Below are 20,148 nucleotides of genomic sequence, written 5' to 3'. Positions count from 1 at the left end.
TCTCCTGAGTCTCTGTGACATTCAAGCGGCTCGAACGTCAGGAACTTGTTAAACATTCGTGAGCATCTCACTCCTTGACACGCTCGACCGTCAGGGCTAACGCCGGTCACCCGTCATCGCGGTGCGTCGGGCAGCGGCGGCCGGGCGGCCCGTGGCCGAGCGGGAGGCGAGGGAACGCGCGATGATCGGAGGAGAGGGCGGGGCCCGTCGGGAGAGGGCCCGAAACCGTCAGGAGACCGTCTGGGAGAGGACGTCGTGCGGGAACCGGAAGGGCAGCGCGAGCCGGAAGGGCAGCGGGAACGGGAACGTCGGCGGGAACGGCGAAGCGCGGAACCGGCGGGCCGCCAGGGGCTTGAGGCCCCCGACTTCCCGTCCCACGCGGCGCGGCGGGCACCCGACCTCCCCGCCCTCGACGCCGCGCTCACCACCTGCCGAGCCTGCCCGCGCCTGGTGGGCTGGCGGGAGGAGACCGGCCGGGTGAAGCGGCGGGCGTACCAGGACTGGGACTACTGGGCGCGGCCCGTCCCGGGGTTCGGTCCGCCCGACGCCGCGCTCGCTCTCGTCGGCCTCGCGCCCGCCGCGCACGGCGGCAACCGCACGGGCCGTATGTTCACCGGCGACCGTTCCGGTGATGTGCTCTTCGCCGCGCTGCATGCCGTAGGGCTGGCCACCCAGCCGACGTCGACGGCGCCGGGCGACGGCCTGGCACTCCACGGGGTACGCGTCACCGCGCCCGTGCACTGCGCGCCGCCCGCCAACAAGCCCACCCCGCAGGAGCGTCGGACCTGCAACCCGTGGCTCGCGCGGGAACTCGCGCTGCTGCGGCCGACGTTGCGCGCGGTCGTGGTGCTCGGTGCGTTCGGCTGGCAGGCGTTGCTGCCCGTGCTCGCCGACGCCGGGTGGCGGGTGCCCCGCCCGCTGCCCCGGTTCGGCCACGGTGTGCACCTCGAACTGGCCGACGGGCACGGCGGCCCCCCGCTGCACCTCCTCGGCTGCTACCACGTCAGCCAGCAGAACACCTTCACCGGCCGGCTCACCCCCGCCATGCTCCGCGACGTCCTGGCGGACGCGGCGGCGCTGGCGGGGCTCGGCAGGGCGACCCGCGGGGACTGAGCCCGCGCTGCAAGGGTCCCGCCCTGTAGGCGCTCGGTGGGCGTCGCCTTTCGCGGCTCCTCCACTCCTCCGCTCCTCTACTCCTCGAAGATCCCGTACGAGAAACCGTCCGCCCGGATCTTCGCGCCTCCCGCGCCGTCCGCCCGGATCTCGACGCCCCGGGCTTCGAGCACCCGGCCGGCGCGGACTCCGGCGAGGTCGAGCCGGGCGGGATCACGACGCGGGTTGACGACCACCAGATGCCGGTCGCCGCGCCGGTAGACCAGCGGGTAGCCGGAGCCCAGGATCTCGGTGCCGCCCCGGCTGCCGAGCGCGGGGACGGAGGAGCGCAGCGCCACCAGCCGCCGTACGAGGTGGAGCAGGGAGCCCTCGTCCGCCCGCTGCGCCGCCACGGTCGGCCGCGCGGGATCGGGGTCGAGGGGCAGGTAGAGCCGGTCGGCGGGGGCGGCCGAGAAGCCCGCGTTCGGGGAGTCGTCCCACTGCATGGGCGTACGCGACCCCGCGCGGTTGTTGGTCGGTTCGAGCGTGCTGCCCTCGGTGTCGGGCAGCCCGGGGAGGAAACGCATCCCGATCTCGTCGCCGAAGTAGATGGCGGGCAGGGTCGGCCAGGTGAGCAGGAACGCGAAGGCGGCGCCGAGCTGTTCCGGCGCGCGCGGGCCGCAGGCCAGCCGGTTGAAGTCGTGGTTGGCGGTGGGGAGTACGCCGTGTCCGCGGTCGCCGATGGCCTCCTGCGCCGTACGCCACGCCTCCAGGAACTCGGTCATCGAGCCACTGCCGTCCGCGTCGAAGTAGCAGGGCCCGTCCTCCCATCCGGCCGAGGACATCCCGCTTCCGTTGTCCCACAGCGAGCGCATCGACCTGCCGACGAAGTGCAGGAAGAAGTCGGCGTGGAATCCCGCGGGGACCGACAGGTGCGGCTCGCCCCACTCCGAGAGCATCACCGCGTCCGGGTGCGCCCGGTCGATCCAGTCGCGCATCCCGCCCCACAGCCGGCAGGTCTCGGCCAGTCCCGGATCGTCCTTGACGAGCGAGGCGGCCATGTCGACACGGAATCCGGAGACACCTCGCTCCAGCCAGTACCCCATGATCTCGCGCAGGGCGGCCCGGTTGGCGCGGGGGCCTTCGGCGTCGACGGGCTGCCGCCAGGGCTCTGCCGGGTCCGTGCGGGCGTAGCCGAAGTTGAGGGCGGGCTGGCAGTCGAAGAAGTTCGGCTTGTAGAAGCCGGGGCGGCTGCCCGGGGAGGGGACGAAGCCGTCGGCCCGCCGGTCGGACCAGATGTAGCGGTGGTCGTCCGCGTCCTCGGCCGAGGCCAGGAACCACGGGTGCCGGTCGGAGGTGTGGCCGGGGACGAGGTCGACCAGGACGCGCAGGCCGCGGCGGCGCGCGGCGTCCACGAGCCGCACCAGATCGTCGTTCGTGCCGTAGCGGGGGTCGACGGTGAAGTAGTCCGCCACGTCGTAGCCGCCGTCGCGGAACGGGGAGGCGAAGCACGGGTTGATCCACACCGTATTGATGCCGAGCCAGGCGAGATGGTCCAGCCGCTCGGTGATGCCGGGGAGGTCACCGATGCCGTCGCCGTCGGAGTCGGCGAAGCTCTGCGGATAGATCTGGTACAGGATCGCGTCGGACAGCCATGCCGGCATCGGGCGAGTCGTCATGGCGGGCAGGCTTCCACGCTGCTCCGCGGCTCAGCAAGCGCTTACGGACGCGGGTGTCCGTCCCGGGCCGGCACCCCGTCCGGCGGCACGGCCCCGGGCCCCGGAAGCTCCCCCGGCGAGCCCGTCAGATCCGCGAGGAGACGGGCCGCGTCCGCGGTGAAGACCGCCCTGCCCGTGGCGATGCGCCGGCTTCGCTCCGGACCGTCCTGAGCGAGCCGCCCGACCTCGGCGAGCAGGTCGTCCGGCTCCGTGGCGTAGGCGGAGAGCCCCGCCGCCGCCATCTCCCGTACGCCCTCCGCGCCGTGGCCCGGGATGGGGCGGTGGCCGACCACCGGGAGCCCGGCGGCCAGGGCCTGTACGGCGGTCTGGCCCGCCGCGTTGTCGACGAGGACCCGGCAGGCGGACATCAGGCCGGGCATGTCGCGCACCCAGCCCAGCGCCAGCACCCCGTCCAGCGAGGCCGCCCGGTGCCGCAGCCGCTCGTCCCGCCCGCACAGCAGCACGGGCAGGAACCCGCCCTGGGCCAGGGCCTGCGCGGTGGACCGCAGTCCCGGGCCGACGCCCCACGCACCCGTGGAAAGCAGCACGGGAGCGCGGCCGGGAGCACGGCGGGCGAACGTGGTCCGCCACGGACCGGACGGACTGCCGGCCGCCATGGAGAACTGCGGGGGGACGACGGGTCCCGCCGCGGTGGCGGGGCGGCCGGTCGCCCGGCGCGCGGCCCCGGCCGCGGCCTCGGTGACGCAGAGATGCAGGTCGTTGCCCGGGTGCAGCCATCCCCGGTGGACGGCGAAGTCGATGACGACGACCGTGCTGGGGACGTCGAGGGTTCCGCGCTCCCGCATCCTCCCGGTGATCTGCGCCGCCAGGTGGAAGGTGGACACCACGGCATCGGCCCGCCGGCGCCGGACGACCTCCGCCAGCCGTCGTTCCGCCAGTGCGGCGAGCGGCGAACTGCCGGGCCGCGGGCCGGCCCCCGGGGCCAGGAACGTCGCGTAGATCCCCGCGTACAGCCGCGGCGCGTGGCGGACCGAGGCGCGGTAGAACGAGCGGAGGGCGGGACCGGCGCCGGGCGGCAGCAGCGCGAGGACGTCCTGCACCAGAACGTCATGGCCCAGGGTCCGCAGCCGCCGCGCCAGTTCGCGGGCCACCGCGTCGTGCCCCGCGCCCATGCTCGCGCTGAGTACCACGAAACGCCGCTCCATGAGACTCCAGGGGTCGAGGCGGGCCGGGGCCGGGGCATGGCCGCCGGGGCTGGTGTGCCGAAGGGCTGCATGCCGCGTGGGCGCTGGGGCGAATCGCGCCTTTCGGGTGATTGGCCCGGAGGCTGTGGAGAGGCGGGCCGGGCCGGGAGCCAGGATCCTGGGAGCGCAGCTTCTTCAGATTCCGGAGGACCGCGATGGCCCACAGGCCCCGGCGCCATGCCTCGTTCGGCGCTGAGCGACCGGTCGCGCTGATCACGGGGGCCTCCTCCGGGATCGGGGCCGCGGCCGCCGAGCGGCTCGCCGCGGAGGGCGGCTGGCGGCTGCTGCTCAACGGGCGAGACCAGGACCGTCTGGCGGCGGTCGCCAAACGGACGGACGGCACCGCGCTGGCCGCCGACGTCGCCGATCCGGTCGGCCGCGAACGCCTCGTGGAGGAGGCGCTGGAGCACGCCGGCCGGGTCGACGCGCTGGTCGCGGCCGCGGGCATCGGCTGGGCCGGGCCCTTCACCACGATGCCCGCCGAGGCCGTCGACCGGGTGCTGTCGGTCAACCTGTCGGCGGTGGTCCACCTCGTTCGACTCCTGCTGCCGGGCATGGCGTCCCGGGGTACCGGCCGGGTGGTGCTGATCGGCTCCATGGCCGGGTGTGTGGGCGTGCGGGACGAGGCGGTGTACGCCGCCGCGAAGGGCGGTCTGATCGCTTTCGCCGAGAGCCTGCGCTACGAGCTCGGGCACACGGATGTGGGGGTTTCGATGATCATGCCGGGAGCCGTGGACACACCCTTCTTCAGCCGTCGCGGCGTGCCGTACCACCGCACGCGGCCGCGGCCCGTATCCGCGGACCGCGTGGCCGACGCCGTCCTGCAGGCGCTGGTCTCCGGCCGGGAGGAGGCGTTCGTCCCGTCGTGGCTGGGCTGGCCGGCGCGGATGCAGGGTGCGGCCCCGGGCGTGTTCCGTGCGCTGGCGAAGCGCTTCGGCTGAGGTGGCGCCGGGCGGCGGCCGGGACACCGTGGACGGTGCGAGGTCCACGGCGTGACGGCGGCACTGTCGATCGTCCTGGCGCTGCTGGCCGCGCTCGGCAACGCCCTCGCCTCCGTGCTCCAGCGCCGCGCGGCGGCCGAGGAGAAGCCACCGCCCTCCGCGCGGCGGGCCGCCTGGCTCGTCGGCCTCCTCCACCGGCCCGTCTGGCTCTGGGGCGTGGCCGCCCTCGTCCTCTCCGGCGTCTGCCAGGCTGGCGCCCTGGCCACCGGGCCGCTGGCCGTGGTGCAGCCCGTCATGACCACGGAACTGCTCTTCACCCTCGTCGTGGGCAGTGCCGTCTTCCACCACCGGCCAGACCGGCGCACCTGGTGGGCGTTCTTCGCCATGGCGGCCGGGCTCGCCGCGTTCATGCGCCTGGCCGAACCGTCCAAGGGCGTCTCCACGGTGCCGGACGGACGATGGGTGCCCGTGGCCGCGGGCGTACTCGTCGTGGTCGCCGCACTGATGGCGGTGGGGTCGCGGCTGCGGTCGGCGCCACGCGCCACGGTCTTCGGTACGGCGACGGCCATCGGCTTCTCGTGCACAGCGGCCCTGATGAAGGACGCCATCGGAATCCTGGCCGACGGCGGCGTGAGCGACTTCCTGACGAGCTGGCAGACGTACTCGGTGGCGGCCGTCGGGCTGGGCAGCTTCCTCCTGCTCCAGTTGACCCTGCGCGCGGGCACGCTGGTGGCCTCGCAGCCCGCCCTCACGCTCGGTGACGCGCTCCTCAGCGTCATCCTCGGCATCGTGCTCTTCGACGAGCACATCGTTCTCGGCCTGCGGATACTGCCGGAGGCGGTGGCTCTCGCCGTGCTCGTCCTGGGCAGCGTCCAACTGGCCAGGTCGCCGGTGATCTCCGGAGAGAACGAGGAGCAGATGTGGTGACAGCGCGTACCGCGGCCGGGCTTGCGGCCGGCGCCGCCCTGGCCACGGCCGGCTGGCACATCGGCCCCGCGGCCACCTGGATCCCCGCGGTGCGCCGGACGCTGAGCCCGGCGCTGGACGGGCAGGGCGACCCCGGCCATGTGGCGCTCACCTTCGACGACGGTCCCGACCCGCTCAGCACACCCCGGTTTCTGCGCGAGCTGGACCGGCTCTCCGTACGGGCCACGTTCTTCGTCCTCGGCGCGGAGCTCCAGCGGTACGCCGATCTCGGCCGGCGCATCGTGGCGGAGGGGCATGAACTCGCCGTGCACGGATGGCGACACGAGTGGCCCTGGTACCCCCGGCTCCGCCGCGATCTGCACGACCTGCCGCGCGCCGCGGACACCGTGCTGAAGGTCGGCGGCGAGCGGCCCCTGTGGTACCGGCCGCCGTACGGCATCCTCACCGGAGGCCGCTGGACCGCGGCCCGCCGCGCCGGGCTGCAGCCGGTGCTGTGGTCCGCCTGGGGGCATGACTGGACGGCGCAGGCCGACCCCGGCAGCGTCCTGTCCGAGGTGGCGGGAACCCTGCGGGGCGGGGGGACGGTCCTGCTGCACGACTCGGACCGGGTGAGCGCGCCGGAGTCGTGGCGGGCGGCGCTCGGCGCCCTGCCGATGCTGGTCGCGGTCTGCCGGGAGCGGGGGATGACGGTCGGGCCGCTGGGCGAACACGGGCTCCAGGCGGGAAGGGCGGCGTAGGCGCGGCCCGCACAGGCTCTGTTGGTTCGTGCAGCGGGCCCGTCCGTTCCAGCCGCGGCCTGTCCGTCCGTGCCCGCGAGCCTGTCCGTTCGGGCCGTGCGCGACCCGTACAGCGCCGCCTCTCCGCGCCGACATCCGTGTCCCGTACGGCTCATGGCACGGCTCCGTCACCGCTCTGTCCCTTCCGGATTAGTGAAACGAGTTCTAGTCTGTGCGCCGCCGCAGGGACAGCGAAGGACAGCGAGACTCCCAGGAGGGGCCGTGCACCTCGAATACACGCCCGAGCAGCAGCAGTTGCGCGCCGAGCTGCGCGCCTACTTCGCCGAGCTGGTACCGGAGAACGCCTACGCCCGCTACGCCGACCCCGCCGACCAGAAGCGCTTCTACCGGCAGATCATCCGCCGTCTCGGCGCCGACGGCCGGCTCGGCGTCGGCTGGCCCACCGAGTACGGGGGCCACGGCATGACGCCGATGGAACAGTTCATCTTCTTCGACGAGGCGGCTCAGGCGGGCGTGCCGCTGCCCCTGATGGCGTTGAACACCGTCGGGCCCACCATCATGCAGTTCGGCACCGAGGAGCAGAAGGCGTACTTCCTGCCCCGCATCCTCTCCGGCGAGATCGACTTCGCCATCGGCTACAGCGAGCCCGACGCCGGCACCGACCTCGCCTCCCTCAAGACCCGGGCCGTACGGGAGGGGGACACCTACGTCGTCAACGGACAGAAGATCTGGACCACCAACGGCGACACGGCCGACTGGGTATGGCTCGCCGTCCGCACCGACCCGGAGGCCCCGCCCCACAAGGGCATCTCCATCATGCTCGTGCCGACCACCGACCCCGGCTACACCTGCACCCGCATCAACACCCTCGCCTCCCACGACACCACCGCCAGCTACTACGAGGACATCCGCGTCCCCGTCGGCCGTCGCGTCGGCGAGGAGAACAAGGGCTGGCGGCTCATCACCACCCAGCTCAACCACGAGCGCGTCACCCTCGCCGCCCACGGCACCATGGCGATCCGCGCGCTGCACAACGTCCAGCGCTGGGCGGCCGACACCAAGCTCGCCGACGGGCGCCGCGTCATCGATCTCGGCTGGGTCCGCGGCCGCCTCGCCCGTACGCACGCCCGACTCGACGCGATGAGACTCCTCAACTGGCAGATGGTGGACGCCCTTCAGCGCGGCGCGCTCACTCCGCAGGACGCCTCCGCCGTCAAGGTCTACGGCTCGGAGGCGCGACGGGACGCGTACGCCTGGCTCATGGAGATCGTGGGCGCGGCGGCGCCGCTGAAGGAGGGCTCGGCAGGAGCGGTGCTCCACGGCGAGCTGGAGCGTGGTTACCGCAGCGCCGTGATCTTCACCTTCGGCGGCGGCAACAACGAGATCCAGCGCGAGATCATCTCCTGGATCGGCCTCGGCATGCCCCGGGTGCGCCGCTGACTGCCCGGCGGGCGACGCCTAGCCTTGTTGCCGGGAGGTGAGGCAGTGCGTGACGTGGATCCGGGCCTGTTCGGCCCCGAGTCGGTGACCTGGCAGATGCACGGCGACCCGGTGATGTGGATCGCCGGAGTCCGGGCGCTCTACCTTCAGGCGCTGCACCCGCGCGCCGTCCGCGGCGTCACCCAGAACTCCGACTTCCGGCAGGACGCGTGGGGCCGTCTGCTGCGCACCGCGAACTTCGTCGGCACCATCACGTACGGCACCACCGAGGCCGCCGAGAAGGCCGGTGCCCGGGTCCGCGCCATCCACCGGCATCTCTTTGCGACGGACCCGGACACCGGCGAGCGCTACGGCGTGGACGAGCCGGAGCTGCTCCTGTGGGTGCACTGCGCGGAGATCGACTCCTACCTCCAGGTGGCCCGCCGGTCCGGCATCCCGCTGACCGACCGCCAGGCCGACGCGTATGTGCACGAGCAGCGTTCGGCCGCCCGTCTCGTCGGCCTCGACCCGGCCGCGGTCCCCGGCGACACCGCGAGCATGGCCGCGTACTTCGCGTCGGTACGGTCCGAATTGGCGGCGGGGCCGGAGGCGTACGACGTGGACGCCTTCCTCCGCCGCCCGCCCGTCGCACCGCTGCTCGTCCCGGCGCGCGAGGTGCTCTGGCGGCGCGTCGCGGCTCTCGCGTACGCCGCTCTGCCGCCGTACGCCCACCGCCTCTACGGCCGTCCCGCGCCCCCGCCTGCGACCGTCACCAGGCGGTTGCGTGCCGCGCGGAGCATGCTGCGCACCGTGCCCGACGAGCTGCGATGGAGGCTGCCGCCCCGCCACATTCTCCGGGCCATGGACCGCCTCGGCCCCGGCACCCGCCCGTCGCCCTACAGGCTGCGCGAGCGGGCAGCCATACTGGACGAACCGGGAGGCGGGCCGAATTGACGGACGGGGGCGACAGCAGGCGATGGGGGAATCCAGTCTGATCAACGGCCGCTACCGGCTGCTGGACCGGATCGGGCGCGGCGGCATGGGCGAGGTGTGGGGCGCGGTCGACGAGGCCCTCGGCCGCCGCGTGGCCGTCAAGTGCCTCAAGCCGGTGGGCCGCCAGCACGACCAGCCCACGGTGCGGGCGCTGCGGGAGCGGTTCCGGCGGGAGGCGCGGGCCGCCGCGGCGCTTCAGCACCGCGGGATCACCGTCGTCCACGACTTCGGCGAGCACGACGGTGTGCTCTATCTGGTGATGGAGCTGCTGGAGGGCCGCAACCTCAGCCAGCTCCTGCGGGACAACGACAGCAAACCGCTGCCCGTCGCCGACATCGTGGAGGTCGCCGAGCAGATCGCCGCCGCCCTCGCCTACACGCACCGCCAGGGCATCGTCCACCGGGACCTCAAGCCCGCCAACATCATGCGGCTGACCGACGGCACGGTGAAGATCTGCGACTTCGGCATCGCCCGCCTCGGCCACGACATCGGCTTCACCGCCCGGCTGACCGGCACCGGCATCGCCATGGGTACCCCGCACTACATGTCGCCCGAGCAGATCGGCGACGGCGGCGTCGACCATCGCAGCGACCTCTACTCGCTGGGCTGCGTGCTGTACGAAATCGCCACCGGTGCCCCGCCCTTCGACCTCGGGGACGCCTGGGCCATCCTCATCGGGCACCGCGACACCCCGGCCGAGCCGCCGCGCACCCACCGGCCCGAACTCCCCGAGTTCCTGGAGCGGGTGGTGCTCGACCTGCTTGCCAAGGACCCCGAGGACCGCCCGCGGGACGCCGAGGAGATCGCCGTACGGATCGCGGCGGCCCGCGAAGCCGCGCGGTACGCGGGGGCGGGACGGGACGCGGGCGCGGGGCTGGACGCGGGAGCGGGGCTGGACGCCGGGCCGGGTGCTGTGCGGGGCGCGGATGCCGGGGCCTGGCAGTACGGCGGTGCGGCGGCCCCGACGGTGTGGCCTCCCGCCCCCGGCTCGCTCGCCGCCGGCCGGGCCGGCGGCGGGGGTGCGGCGGACGAGGCAGGCTCCGGGCCGGAAGTCAGGGTTCCGGCTTCCGGTGCCGCGTCCCTGAACCCCGGTACGGCACCTCACGGTCCGGGCACGTCGCCACACCGTCCGGGTACCGCACCCCACGGTTCCGGCACCGCATCTCACGGGTCCGGTGGCGCACCCCACGGTCCGGGCATCGCATCCCACGGTCCGGGCACCGCATCTCACGGGGCCGGTGGCGCGGCGTCCCCCAGTGCCGCATCCGCGCACGTGCCCCGCCCCGCCGCAGGCTCCGAAGCCGCCCGGGCGCTCCGCGGCGAGTCGCCCACGCTGCGCGTCGCACGCGCCGCACGGGCCGCCCACGCCGCGGACTCGCACGGGCTGCCCGGTTGGGCCCGCTCCATGACCACCGGATCCCGGGCACACTCCCACCCGGCCACGTCCGCCGTCCGCCCCGACCCCGTGGCCGCGGCGCTCACCGGTGAGTGGATCGCCCGCCCTGACCCGTACCGGTCCCGGGAGCCGGCACCGGCCGAGGACCGGCCCGCCCCGCCGCCGGAACTGCTCTCCGCCCTCGCCGAGCGGCACGACGCCGGGCTCGACCTCGGCCGCCTGGGCCGTTGGGAGGAAGCGGGCGAGGTGCACCGCTCGGTCGCCGTCGACCGGGCGCACGCGCTCGGCCCCGACCACCCGGACACCCTCGCCAGCCGCTACGAAGTCGGCTTCACCCTCACCCGGCTCGGCCGCGCCGCCGACGCGCTCCGCGAGTTCGGCCGCGTGGCCGAGGGGCGCGAGCGGGTGCTGGGACCGGAGCACCCCGACACGCTCGCCGCCCGCCAGGAGACCGCGTACGTCCTCGGCCTGCTCGACCGCCCCTTCGAGGCCCACCAGATCTACAGGGCCGTACTCGCCGTGCGGGAACGGACCATGGGCGCCGACCACCCCGACACCCTCCGCTGCCGCCACAACCTCGCCTTCAACCTCGGCCGCGTCGGACGGCTCGAGGACTCCTACGCGATGGCCCGCGACGTGGCCGCGGACCGCGCCCGCGTACTCGGCCAGCACCATCCGGACACGCTCGTCACCCGGTGCGAAGTCGCCTACGCCCTCGGCCTGCTGGGCCGCTGGCAGGAAGCCCTCGACGCCTACAGCGAGGTCGCCGCGGCCCGGGTCGAGGCCCTGGGCCCCGACCACGCCGACACCCTCGCCGCCCGCTACGAGGTCGGTATCAGCCTCGGGCGGCTCGGCCGCAGCGAGGAGGCGCTCGCCCTCTGCCGCGACCTGGTGGAGGACCGCACCCGCACGCAGGGGGCGGCCGACCCCGAGACACTGCGCACCCGGCACGTCCTCGGGGTCAACCTGGGGCGCCTGGAGCGCTGGGAGGAGGCCGTCGCCGAGGCGCGGGCGGTGGGCGAGATCCGCGCCGAGGCCCTCGGCCCGGACCATCCCGACACGCTCGCCAGCCGCCGCGAGGTGGCCGTCGGCCTCGGGAGGCTGGGCCGCTGGCCGGAGGCGCTGGCCGTCTACAGCGAGGTGTCCCGGGCGCGTGAGCGGGTCCTCGGAGCGGACCACCCCGACACCCTGACCAGCCGCAACGACGAGGCCCACTGCCTGGAGCAGCTCGGTCGCTCGGAGGAGGCCGACGCACTCCTCCTGCGCGTCGCGGACCTCCGCAGGCAGCGCCCCCCGCGCGGCCGTTGACGGGACCGGACAGCACGGGTCGTACGCGCCGGCACAGCTCGTACGGCCAGGACCGGTCGTACGGCCAGGACCGGTCGTACGGCACCGGGCCGGTGTCGCTGCCCGGCCCGGCCCGCGTCGTCGTACGGCTCCGGCGCCGTCTCGTACTGCTCCGTGCGCGCACAGCGGCGGCGATCGTCCGCAGGCGGCGACGGAAGGCACCGCTGCGCAGGAGGTGGGGGCCGTGTTACGAAGAGGCATGCCTGCCAAGGAGACCTACGACGCAGTGATCATCGGCGGTGGCCACAACGGCCTCACCGCCGCCGCCTACCTCGCCCGTGCCGGGCGCAGCGTGCTCGTGCTCGAGCGGCTGGACCACACCGGCGGCGCCGCCGTGTCCACGCGCCCCTTCGCCGGGGTCGACGCCCGGCTGTCCCGCTACTCCTACCTGGTCAGCCTGTTGCCGCAGAAGATCGTGCGGGACCTGGGCCTGACCTTCTCGGTCGCCGAACGGACCGTCTCCTCCTACACCCCCGCCGTGCGCGACGGCCGTGCGACCGGGCTGCTGGTGGACAGTGGGAGCACGACCCGTACCCGCGAGGCGTTCACCCGTCTCACCGGGTCCGACCGGGAGTTCCGTGCCTGGCAGGACTTCTACGACATGACCCTGCGGCTCGCCGGACGCGTCTTCCCCACCCTCACCGAGCCGTTGCCGGACCGCGAGGAACTGCGCCGGCGGATCGGGGACGACGCGGCCTGGCAGGCGCTGTTCGAGGAGCCGATCGGCGTCGCGCTGGAGGAGAGGTTCGAGGACGACCTCGTGCGCGGCGTCGTCCTCACCGACGCGCTGATCGGTACGTTCGCCGACGCGCACGACGAGAGTCTGCGCCAGAACCGCTGCTTCCTCTACCACGTGATCGGCGGAGGGACCGGCGACTGGAACGTCCCCGTCGGCGGCATGGGCGCGCTCACCGACGCCCTCGCCGGCGCGGCCCGGGCCGCGGGCGCCGAGATCGTCACCGGCCACGAGGCCACCGCGATCGCCACCGACGGCGGCAGCGCGGAGGTCTCCTACCGCACCGCCGACGGCGAGGGCACGGTGGCCGCCCGGCACGTCCTGGTGGGCGCCGCCCCGCACACCCTCGCCGCGCTGCTCGGCGAGGAGGCGCGGACGCCGAAGCCCGAGGGCGCGCAACTGAAGGTGAACATGCTGCTGAAGCGGCTGCCCCGGCTGCGCGACCGCGAGGTCGACCCGCGCGACGCCTTCTCCGGGACCTTTCATATCGCCGAGGGATACGGGCAGTTGGCGACGGCGTACGCACAGGCCGCGGCCGGTGAGCTGCCCTCCGCCCCGCCCTCGGAGATCTACTGCCACTCGTTGTCCGACCCGTCGATCCTCGGCCCGGAGCTGGTCGCCGAGGGCTATCAGACCCTGACCCTCTTCGGACTGCACACGCCCGCCCGGCTGTTCGAGCGCGACAACGACGCCGTACGGGAGGAACTGCTGAAGTCCACGCTCGCCCAACTCGACGCCTGCCTCGGCGAGCCGGTCACGGACTGCCTGGCGACCGACGCCGACGGCCGGCCGTGCATCGAGGCCAAGACCCCGCTGGATTTGGAACGCGACCTCGGGCTGCCCGGCGGCAACATCTTCCACCGCGACCTCGCTTTCCCGTACGCGACCGGGACCACGGGTCGTTGGGGCGTCGAGACCGCGCACCCGAACGTTCTGCTGTGCGGTGCGGGCGCGGTCCGCGGCGGAGGCGTCAGCGGCATCCCGGGCCACAACGCGGCCATGGCGGTGCTGGGGGAGTAGCGGCCGACAACGGGTGTGCGGTCCCGCACGTGGGTCGCACACCCGCCCCCACCGGACTGCTGAAAACCGATGGTGGGCCTTGATGAAGTCGGGCTGTTCAGGCTGGAGTTGGGTCACCGGACGAACAAGTCCACGTCCTGCCGCCGGATCAGTTCCGCGCCGCGGACCAGCCCGACAGCGCGATGCGGGAGGCGTCCGCCGGCCGCCCGTCGTCGAAGAGGGTGCGTGCGCCGTCCTCGACCCGGATCCCGTCGGCGTACACGCCGCGGCCCACGTACAGCCCATCGGTGGCGTACCGCCAGCGCAGGGTCACCGGCCTGCCGCGCCAGGCCGACAGGTCGGCCTGGGCCCGGTGCCAGACGCGTCCGGACCAGCCGGCGACCGTGCCGTCCGGGTGCTGCACCGGTGAACTGCCGGGGGCCGCCGTGCCGAACGGCACACGCTCCCAGCCGTCCCCGCCGTCCGTGGACGCCTCGAGGAACAGCCGGTCGGCCGCGGGCTCGGTGTCCCACCGGAGCGAGAACCGCAGCCGTGCGCTCGCGCGGGTGACCGTGACGGGCGGAAGGGCGAGCGTGGCGGAGCGGCCGCTCGCCATCCCGGAGAACCAGGCGGTCCGTCCGTGAGCGGGTGGTACGGGCACGGCGCGCGCCATGTTGTTCGCCGCGGCGACACGCGGTGCGCTGCCCGAGCGCCAGGTGCGGCACGGGTGAACGGAGTTGGAGAGGAGCACCAGGAAGGAGTCGGTGCTCGGGTCGAGCACGATGGAGGTCCCCGTGAAGCCGGTGTGCCCGGCCGTACGGGGGGTGGCCATCGCGCCCATGTACCAGTGCTGGTAGAGCTCGAAGCCGAGCCCGTGCTCGTCGCCGGGGAAGCCGGTGTTGAAGTCGGTGAACATCAGCTCCACCGACTCGGGTTCCAGAATGCGCGTGTGGCCGTACGCGCCGCCGTTCAGCAGCGTGCGGCACAGCACCGCGAGGTCCCAGGCGCAGGAGAAGACGCCCGCGTGCCCGGCGATTCCGCCGAAGGACCAGGCGTTCTCGTCGTGGACCTCGCCCCACACCAGCCCGCGATCCAGCCGTGCCCATGGCTTGCGCTGGTCCTCGGTGGCGGCGATCCGCGGCTTCCAGTCGCCGGGCGGGTTGTAGCGGGTCGAGGTCATCCCGAGCGGGCGGGTGATGTCCTCGCGCAGCAGGACGTCCAGCGGCCGGCCGGTGATCCGCTCCAGGACGAACTGGAGGGAGATCAGATTGAGGTCCGAGTAGAGGTACTTGGTGCCCGGGGGGTTGAGCGGCGCCTCGTTCCAGAGCAGCCGCAGCTTCTCCTCCCAGGTGGGCCGGGCGTAGAACGGCAGATCCGGCCTGAACCCCGAGGTGTGGGTGAGGAGCTGACGGATCGTGATGTCCTCCTTGCCCGCGGCGCCGAACTCGGGGAGGTACGAGGCGACGGTGGCCTCCAGCTTCAGCTCCCCGCGCTCGATCTGCTGGACGGCCAGGATCGAGGTGAAGAGCTTGGAGACGGAGGCGAGGTCGAAGACGGTGTCCGGGGCCATGGGGATCCGCTCGGCGGCCGGGAGTTCCACACCGGCGTCGCTGGCCTCGTCGTACCGGGAGTACCGCAGCGCGTGCCCGATGGCGTCCTCCAGAGCCACCGTGCCGCCGCGGCCCGCGAGCACGGCCGCGCCCGCGTAGTACGGGTGGGTGGGCGACGGACCCAGGTACGTACGGGCGTCGGTGACCAGCTGCCCGAGGTGCTGCTCCAGGAGTCCGGCGCGTGTGGGGGTGCCCCGGCGGAGGGTGGTGTGCGCCCGGGACGTACGGGAGCGGGCGTGCGGGGCGGAGGTGGCGTGTGCGGGCGGAGAGGCCAGCACGAAGGCTCCGCCGAGCGCCAGCACACCGGCTCCGAACTGACGCCGTTTCACAGGACCTCCTGAAAGTATCTTTCGATCCGTCGGTGCGACGTCGAAACTTTCTTCCCGAGCCGTGGCCCTGTCAAGGAGCGCAACGAATCTGACGCAGCATCAGAAAATCTCTTCCCTCGTCCGGCCCGCTGCGGCATCCTGCGCCCATGGAGACGGAGCTGAGCAGGAAACTGGGTGCGGAGCACGCCCTCTTCGGGTTCACACCGTTCCCCGCAGTGGCCGCGGCGCTTTCCCGCGCGGGCGGCTTCGGCGTCCTCGGCGCCGTCCGCTACGCCGCGCCCGGCGACCTGGCACGCGACCTCGACTGGATGCAGGACCACACCGACGGCAGGCCGTACGGGCTGGATGTCGTCATGCCCGCCAGAAAGGTCGAGGGGGTGACCGAGGCAGACGTCGAGGCAATGATCCCCGAAGGCCACCGCGCCTACGTCCAGGACCTCCTCGCCAAGCACGGCGTCCCCGAGCTCGCGGTCGGCGAGGCGTCCGGGTGGCGCATCACCGGCTGGATGGAGCAGGTCGCCCGCTCCCAGCTCGACGTGGCCTTCGACTATCCGGTGCGCCTCCTCGCCAACGCCCTCGGCTCACCCCCCGCCGACGTCATCGCCCGCGCCCACGACCGCGACATCCTCGTCGCCGCGCTGGCGGGCAGCGCCAAGCACGCCCGGCGCCATGCCGAGGCAGGGATCGACATCGTCGTCGCCCAGGGCTACGAAGCCGGCGGACACACCGGCGAGATCGCCTCCATGGTCCTCGTCCCCGAGGTCGTACGCGCCGTGGATCCGCTGCCCGTACTGGCCGCGGGCGGCATCGGGAGCGGCGAGCAGATCGCCGCCGGATTCGCGCTCGGCGCCCAGGGCGTCTGGCTCGGTTCCCTCTGGCTCACCACCGAGGAGGCCGACCTCCACTCACCGGCGCTCACGCGCAAGCTCCTCGCGGCGGGCTCCGGCGACACCGTCCGCTCCCGCGCCCTCACGGGCAAGCCCGCGCGCCAGTTGCGCACGGAGTGGACGGACGCCTGGGACGACCCGGCCGGACCCGGCACGCTGCCGATGCCGCTCCAGGGGCTCCTGGTCGCCGAGGCCGTGTCCCGTATCCAGAAGTACGAGGTGGGGCCGCTGCTCGGGACGCCGGTCGGCCAGATCGTCGGCTCGATGACCTCCGAGCGCAGCGTGCAGGCCGTCGTCGACGACCTCACCCGGGGTTTCGAGCGGGCGGTCGACCGCATCAACCGCATCGCCGGACGGGCTTCCTGACTTTCCGTCAGTTCCCTGTCTCAGCCTTCTCCGTTTCCATCAGCCCCGGTCCTCCCCGGAAGGAGACCCGAGCCATGTCGGAAGCCCCCAACGGATTCTGGGCCCAGGCGGCCCAGGACCCGGACCGTACGGTCCTCATCGCCCCCGACGGCGAGGAGTGGACCGCCGGCCGGCTGCACGCGGCGTGCAACCGGCTCGTGCACGGGCTGCGCGCGGCCGGGCTCCGCAAGGGGGACGCCTTCGCCGTCGTCCTCCCCAACGGCGTGGAGTTCTTCACCGCCCATCTCGCCGCCTCCCAGGCCGGTTTCTACCTCGTGCCGGTCAACCACCATCTCGTCGGTCCCGAGATCGCCTGGATCGTCGCCGACTCCGGGGCAAAGGTGCTGATCGCCCACGAGCGGTTCGGCGAGCAGGCCAGGCGGGCGGCCGATGAGGCGGGCCTGCCGCTGGAGCAGCGCTACGCGGTCGGCGCCATCGACGGCTTCAGGCCGTACGAGTACCTGCTCGCCGGGCGTCGCGCGACCCCGCCCGATGAGCGCACCCTCGGCTGGGTCATGAACTACACGTCCGGCACCACGGGCCGGCCGCGCGGCATCCGCAGACCGCTCCAGGGCAAGCCACCGGAGGAGACCTACCTCGGTGGCTTCCTCGGCATCTTCGGCATCCGGCCCTTCGACGACAACGTCCATCTCGTCTGCTCGCCGCTCTACCACACCGCCGTCCTCCAATTCGCCGGTGCTTCTCTGCACATAGGCCACCGGGTCGTCCTGATGGACAAGTGGACGCCGGAGGGCATGCTGTGGCTGATGGACCGTCACCGCTGCACGCACACGCACATGGTGCCGACCCAGTTCCACCGCCTCCTCGCCCTGCCCGAGGAGGTCAGGGCGCGCTACGACGTATCGGCCATGCGGCACGCCGTCCACGGCGCCGCCCCCTGCCCCGACCACGTCAAACGCGCCATGATCGAGTGGTGGGGCCACTGCGTCGAGGAGTACTACGCGGCGAGCGAGGGCGGGGGCGCTTTCGCGACCGCAGAGGACTGGCTGAAGAAACCGGGAACCGTCGGCAGGGCATGGCCGATCAGCGAACTGGCCGTCTTCGACGACGACGGCAACCGGCTGCCGCCCGGCGAACTCGGCACCGTCTACATGAAGATGAGCACCGGCGGCTTCAGCTATCACAAGGACCAGGACAAGACCCGGAAGAACCGCATCGGCGACTTCTTCACCGTCGGCGACCTCGGATTCCTGGACGATGACGGCTATCTCTACCTCCGGGACCGCAAGATCGACATGATCATCTCCGGCGGGGTCAACATCTATCCGGCGGAGATCGAGTCCGTCCTCCTCAGCCATCCCGCCGTCGCGGACGCCGCCGCCTTCGGCATCCCGCACGACGACTGGGGCGAGGAGGTCAAGGCGGTCGTCGAACCCGCCGAGGGCCACACCGCGGGACCCGCGCTCGCCGAGGCCGTACTCGACCACTGCGCGGAACGGCTCGCCGGCTACAAGCGCCCCCGGTCCGTGGACTTCACCGAGGCGATGCCGCGCGACCCCAACGGCAAGCTCTACAAGCGGCGGCTGCGCGAACCGTACTGGGAGGGCCGCGAACGCGCTGTGTGACGCCCCGTCATCACCACACCCGCGGCCCGGTCGTGGCCGGTCCCTCGTCGCGCACGCCCGGGCCAGGCGTCTTGACCCGGGCGGTGCGGACGAACAGGATCACGCCATGACCGGTGCACGGAGCAGCACGGTGGACGGGGTACTGCGGCGCAGCGCACGGCGGGTGCCCGAGCGCACCGCCGTGCGGTACGGCCCTCGCACCTGGACGTACGGCGAACTCGACGCGGCCGTCTCCGCGGCGGCCACCGTCCTGCGCGACCAGGGGCTCCGGCCCGGCGACCGGGTCGCCTCGTACGGGCACAACTCCGACGCGTATCTGATCGGCTTCCTCGGCTGCGCCCGCGCGGGGCTGGTGCACGTGCCCGTCAACCACCACCTCAGGGGCGAGGATCTGCGCTACATCCTGGAGCAGTCGGGGAGTTCGCTGGTGCTCGCCGACCCCGGCATGCGCAAGGAGGTCCCGGAGCCGTTCGCCGTCCTGGCGTTGCGCGACACGGACGAGTCGCTGCTCGCGCGGCTCGGCGGCGCCGGCGCCGGCGAGGGGGACGCCGATCCGGCGGCCGAGCAACTCGTCCAGCTCCTCTACACCTCGGGCACCACCGCACTGCCCAAGGGCGCGATGATGACGCACCGTGCGCTGGTCCACGAGTACGTCAGCGCCATCACCGCGCTCGACCTGAAGGAGACGGACCGCCCGGTCCACGCGCTGCCGCTGTACCACTCCGCGCAGATGCATGTGTTCCTGCTGCCGTGCCTCGCGGTCGGTGCGGAGAACACGATCCTCGACGCCCCGGACGCGGAGCGGATCTTCGACCTCGTGGAGTCCGGGCGCGCGGACAGCCTCTTCGCCCCGCCCACCGTCTGGATCGGGCTCGCCGAGCATCCGGGGTTCGCCGACCGGGATCTGACGGCACTGCGCAAGGCGTACTACGGCGCCTCGATCATGCCCGTACCCGTCCTGGAGCGGCTCCGCGGGCGCCTGCCCGGCCTGGCGTTCTACAACTGCTTCGGACAGAGCGAGATCGGCCCGCTCGCGACCGTTCTCGGCCCGGACGAGCACGCGGGGCGGATGGACTCCTGCGGCCGGCCGGTGCTGTTCGTGGAGGCACGTGTCGTCGACGAGGAGGGGCGGGAGGTGCCCGATGGCACCCCCGGCGAGGTCGTCTACCGCTCGCCGCAGCTCTGCGAGGGCTACTGGGGCAAGCCGGAGGAGACGGAAGAGGCGTTCCGGGGCGGCTGGTTCCACTCCGGTGACCTCGTCGTACGCGACGCCGAGGGCTACTTCACCGTCGTCGACCGTGTGAAGGACGTGATCAACTCCGGCGGAGTGCTGGTCGCGTCCCGCCAGGTGGAGGACGTGCTGTACGAACACCCGGCGGTCGCCGAGGTGGCCGTCATCGGTCTCGCCGACGCACGGTGGATCGAGGCGGTCACGGCCGTCGTCGTCGCGCGCGGTGAGGTCGAGCCACAGGATCTGCTCGACCATGCGCGGGAGCGGCTCGCCCACTTCAAGGCGCCCAAGCAGGTCTTCCTGGTCGACGAACTGCCGCGGAATGCCAGCGGGAAGATCCTCAAGCGCGAGCTGCGGGAGCGTTTCACCGCTTCCTGAGCCCGCTTCCTGAGCCCGTTCCTGCATTTACCGCTCACCGGACCCGTCATCCGAACCCCGCCGCCAGACGCGGTGTGACCATGCCATTCCCCCAAGGGCAGCCGAGCCGTACGCGGTGTGCCCTCGCCTCGTACGGTCCTCGACCCGCCTCGCCCGGCCCGGCTCGACCCCGCCCGATCGGGCCCGGCCCGATCCGCGCCCCGCCCGAGGCC

At 73.2% G+C, this 20,148-nt stretch carries 14 protein-coding genes; 11 read left to right on the top strand and 3 right to left on the bottom strand.

What is annotated here, in order from left to right; translation table 11 throughout:
• Positions 1-255 precede the first annotated feature (255 nt).
• Positions 256-1,113, top strand: a complete 858-nt coding sequence (locus ACGFNH_RS15320) for a uracil-DNA glycosylase (RefSeq protein ID WP_393653755.1) — start codon at positions 256-258, stop codon at positions 1,111-1,113.
• A gap of 77 nt (positions 1,114-1,190) precedes the next feature.
• Here ACGFNH_RS15320 and ACGFNH_RS15315 read toward each other — a convergent pair whose 3' ends face one another.
• Positions 1,191-2,771 carry an alpha-amylase family glycosyl hydrolase gene (locus ACGFNH_RS15315; RefSeq protein ID WP_393653753.1) on the bottom strand — a complete coding sequence of 527 codons (1,581 nt, stop codon included), beginning with the start codon at positions 2,769-2,771 and terminating at the stop codon, positions 1,191-1,193.
• Positions 2,772-2,812: 41 nt separating this feature from the next.
• Positions 2,813-3,976 (bottom strand): galactosyldiacylglycerol synthase, encoded by a 1,164-nt coding sequence (locus ACGFNH_RS15310; protein ID WP_393653751.1) that lies wholly within the window; start codon positions 3,974-3,976, stop codon positions 2,813-2,815.
• A gap of 194 nt (positions 3,977-4,170) precedes the next feature.
• Here ACGFNH_RS15310 and ACGFNH_RS15305 point away from each other — a divergent pair, with 194 nt between their 5' ends.
• From ACGFNH_RS15305 to ACGFNH_RS15275, 7 genes are all read left to right on the top strand, one after another.
• Positions 4,171-4,956 (top strand): SDR family NAD(P)-dependent oxidoreductase, encoded by a 786-nt coding sequence (locus ACGFNH_RS15305; RefSeq protein WP_393653749.1) that lies wholly within the window; start codon positions 4,171-4,173, stop codon positions 4,954-4,956.
• A gap of 51 nt (positions 4,957-5,007) precedes the next feature.
• Positions 5,008-5,883: a DMT family transporter gene (locus ACGFNH_RS15300; RefSeq protein ID WP_393653747.1), complete on the top strand. Its 876-nt coding sequence runs from the start codon at positions 5,008-5,010 to the stop codon at positions 5,881-5,883.
• Complete coding sequence (locus ACGFNH_RS15295) at positions 5,877-6,620, top strand: polysaccharide deacetylase family protein (protein WP_393653745.1); 744 nt, start codon at positions 5,877-5,879, stop codon at positions 6,618-6,620. The genes ACGFNH_RS15300 and ACGFNH_RS15295 overlap by 7 nt, the downstream gene beginning before the upstream one ends.
• Before the next feature lie 261 nt (positions 6,621-6,881).
• On the top strand, positions 6,882-8,060 hold the full coding sequence (locus tag ACGFNH_RS15290) for an acyl-CoA dehydrogenase family protein (RefSeq protein WP_393653743.1): 1,179 nt from the start codon (positions 6,882-6,884) through the stop codon (positions 8,058-8,060).
• A gap of 96 nt (positions 8,061-8,156) precedes the next feature.
• Positions 8,157-8,993: an oxygenase MpaB family protein gene (locus ACGFNH_RS15285; protein ID WP_393654467.1), complete on the top strand. Its 837-nt coding sequence runs from the start codon at positions 8,157-8,159 to the stop codon at positions 8,991-8,993.
• Positions 8,994-9,015: 22 nt separating this feature from the next.
• Positions 9,016-11,736: a tetratricopeptide repeat protein gene (locus ACGFNH_RS15280; protein ID WP_393653742.1), complete on the top strand. Its 2,721-nt coding sequence runs from the start codon at positions 9,016-9,018 to the stop codon at positions 11,734-11,736.
• 238 nt (positions 11,737-11,974) lie between these two features.
• A complete protein-coding gene (locus ACGFNH_RS15275; RefSeq protein WP_393653740.1) occupies positions 11,975-13,531 on the top strand; it encodes a phytoene desaturase family protein in 1,557 nt (518 codons plus the stop codon).
• A gap of 148 nt (positions 13,532-13,679) precedes the next feature.
• Here the strand turns inward: ACGFNH_RS15275 and ACGFNH_RS15270 are convergent, their stop codons facing one another.
• Complete coding sequence (locus tag ACGFNH_RS15270; protein WP_393653738.1) at positions 13,680-15,449, bottom strand: serine hydrolase; 1,770 nt, start codon at positions 15,447-15,449, stop codon at positions 13,680-13,682.
• 146 nt (positions 15,450-15,595) lie between these two features.
• Between ACGFNH_RS15270 and ACGFNH_RS15265 the strand changes: the two genes are divergently transcribed.
• From ACGFNH_RS15265 to ACGFNH_RS15255, 3 genes are all read left to right on the top strand, one after another.
• The gene (locus ACGFNH_RS15265) at positions 15,596-16,702 is read left to right on the top strand and encodes an NAD(P)H-dependent flavin oxidoreductase (protein ID WP_393653736.1); all 1,107 of its coding nucleotides are present in this window, start codon (positions 15,596-15,598) and stop codon (positions 16,700-16,702) included.
• Between the two features lie 74 nt (positions 16,703-16,776).
• Positions 16,777-18,327 (top strand): acyl-CoA synthetase, encoded by a 1,551-nt coding sequence (locus ACGFNH_RS15260; RefSeq protein ID WP_393653734.1) that lies wholly within the window; start codon positions 16,777-16,779, stop codon positions 18,325-18,327.
• A 106-nt stretch (positions 18,328-18,433) separates the two neighbouring features.
• Positions 18,434-19,936: an acyl-CoA synthetase gene (locus ACGFNH_RS15255; RefSeq protein WP_393653732.1), complete on the top strand. Its 1,503-nt coding sequence runs from the start codon at positions 18,434-18,436 to the stop codon at positions 19,934-19,936.
• The last annotated feature ends 212 nt before the right edge of the window (positions 19,937-20,148 follow it).

This window comes from Streptomyces sp. NPDC048639, from assembly GCF_043199075.1.
Lineage (GTDB): Bacteria > Actinomycetota > Actinomycetes > Streptomycetales > Streptomycetaceae > Streptomyces.
The sequence above is the reverse complement of the archived record's forward strand: the minus strand, read 5'-3'. Positions and strand labels throughout refer to the sequence as shown.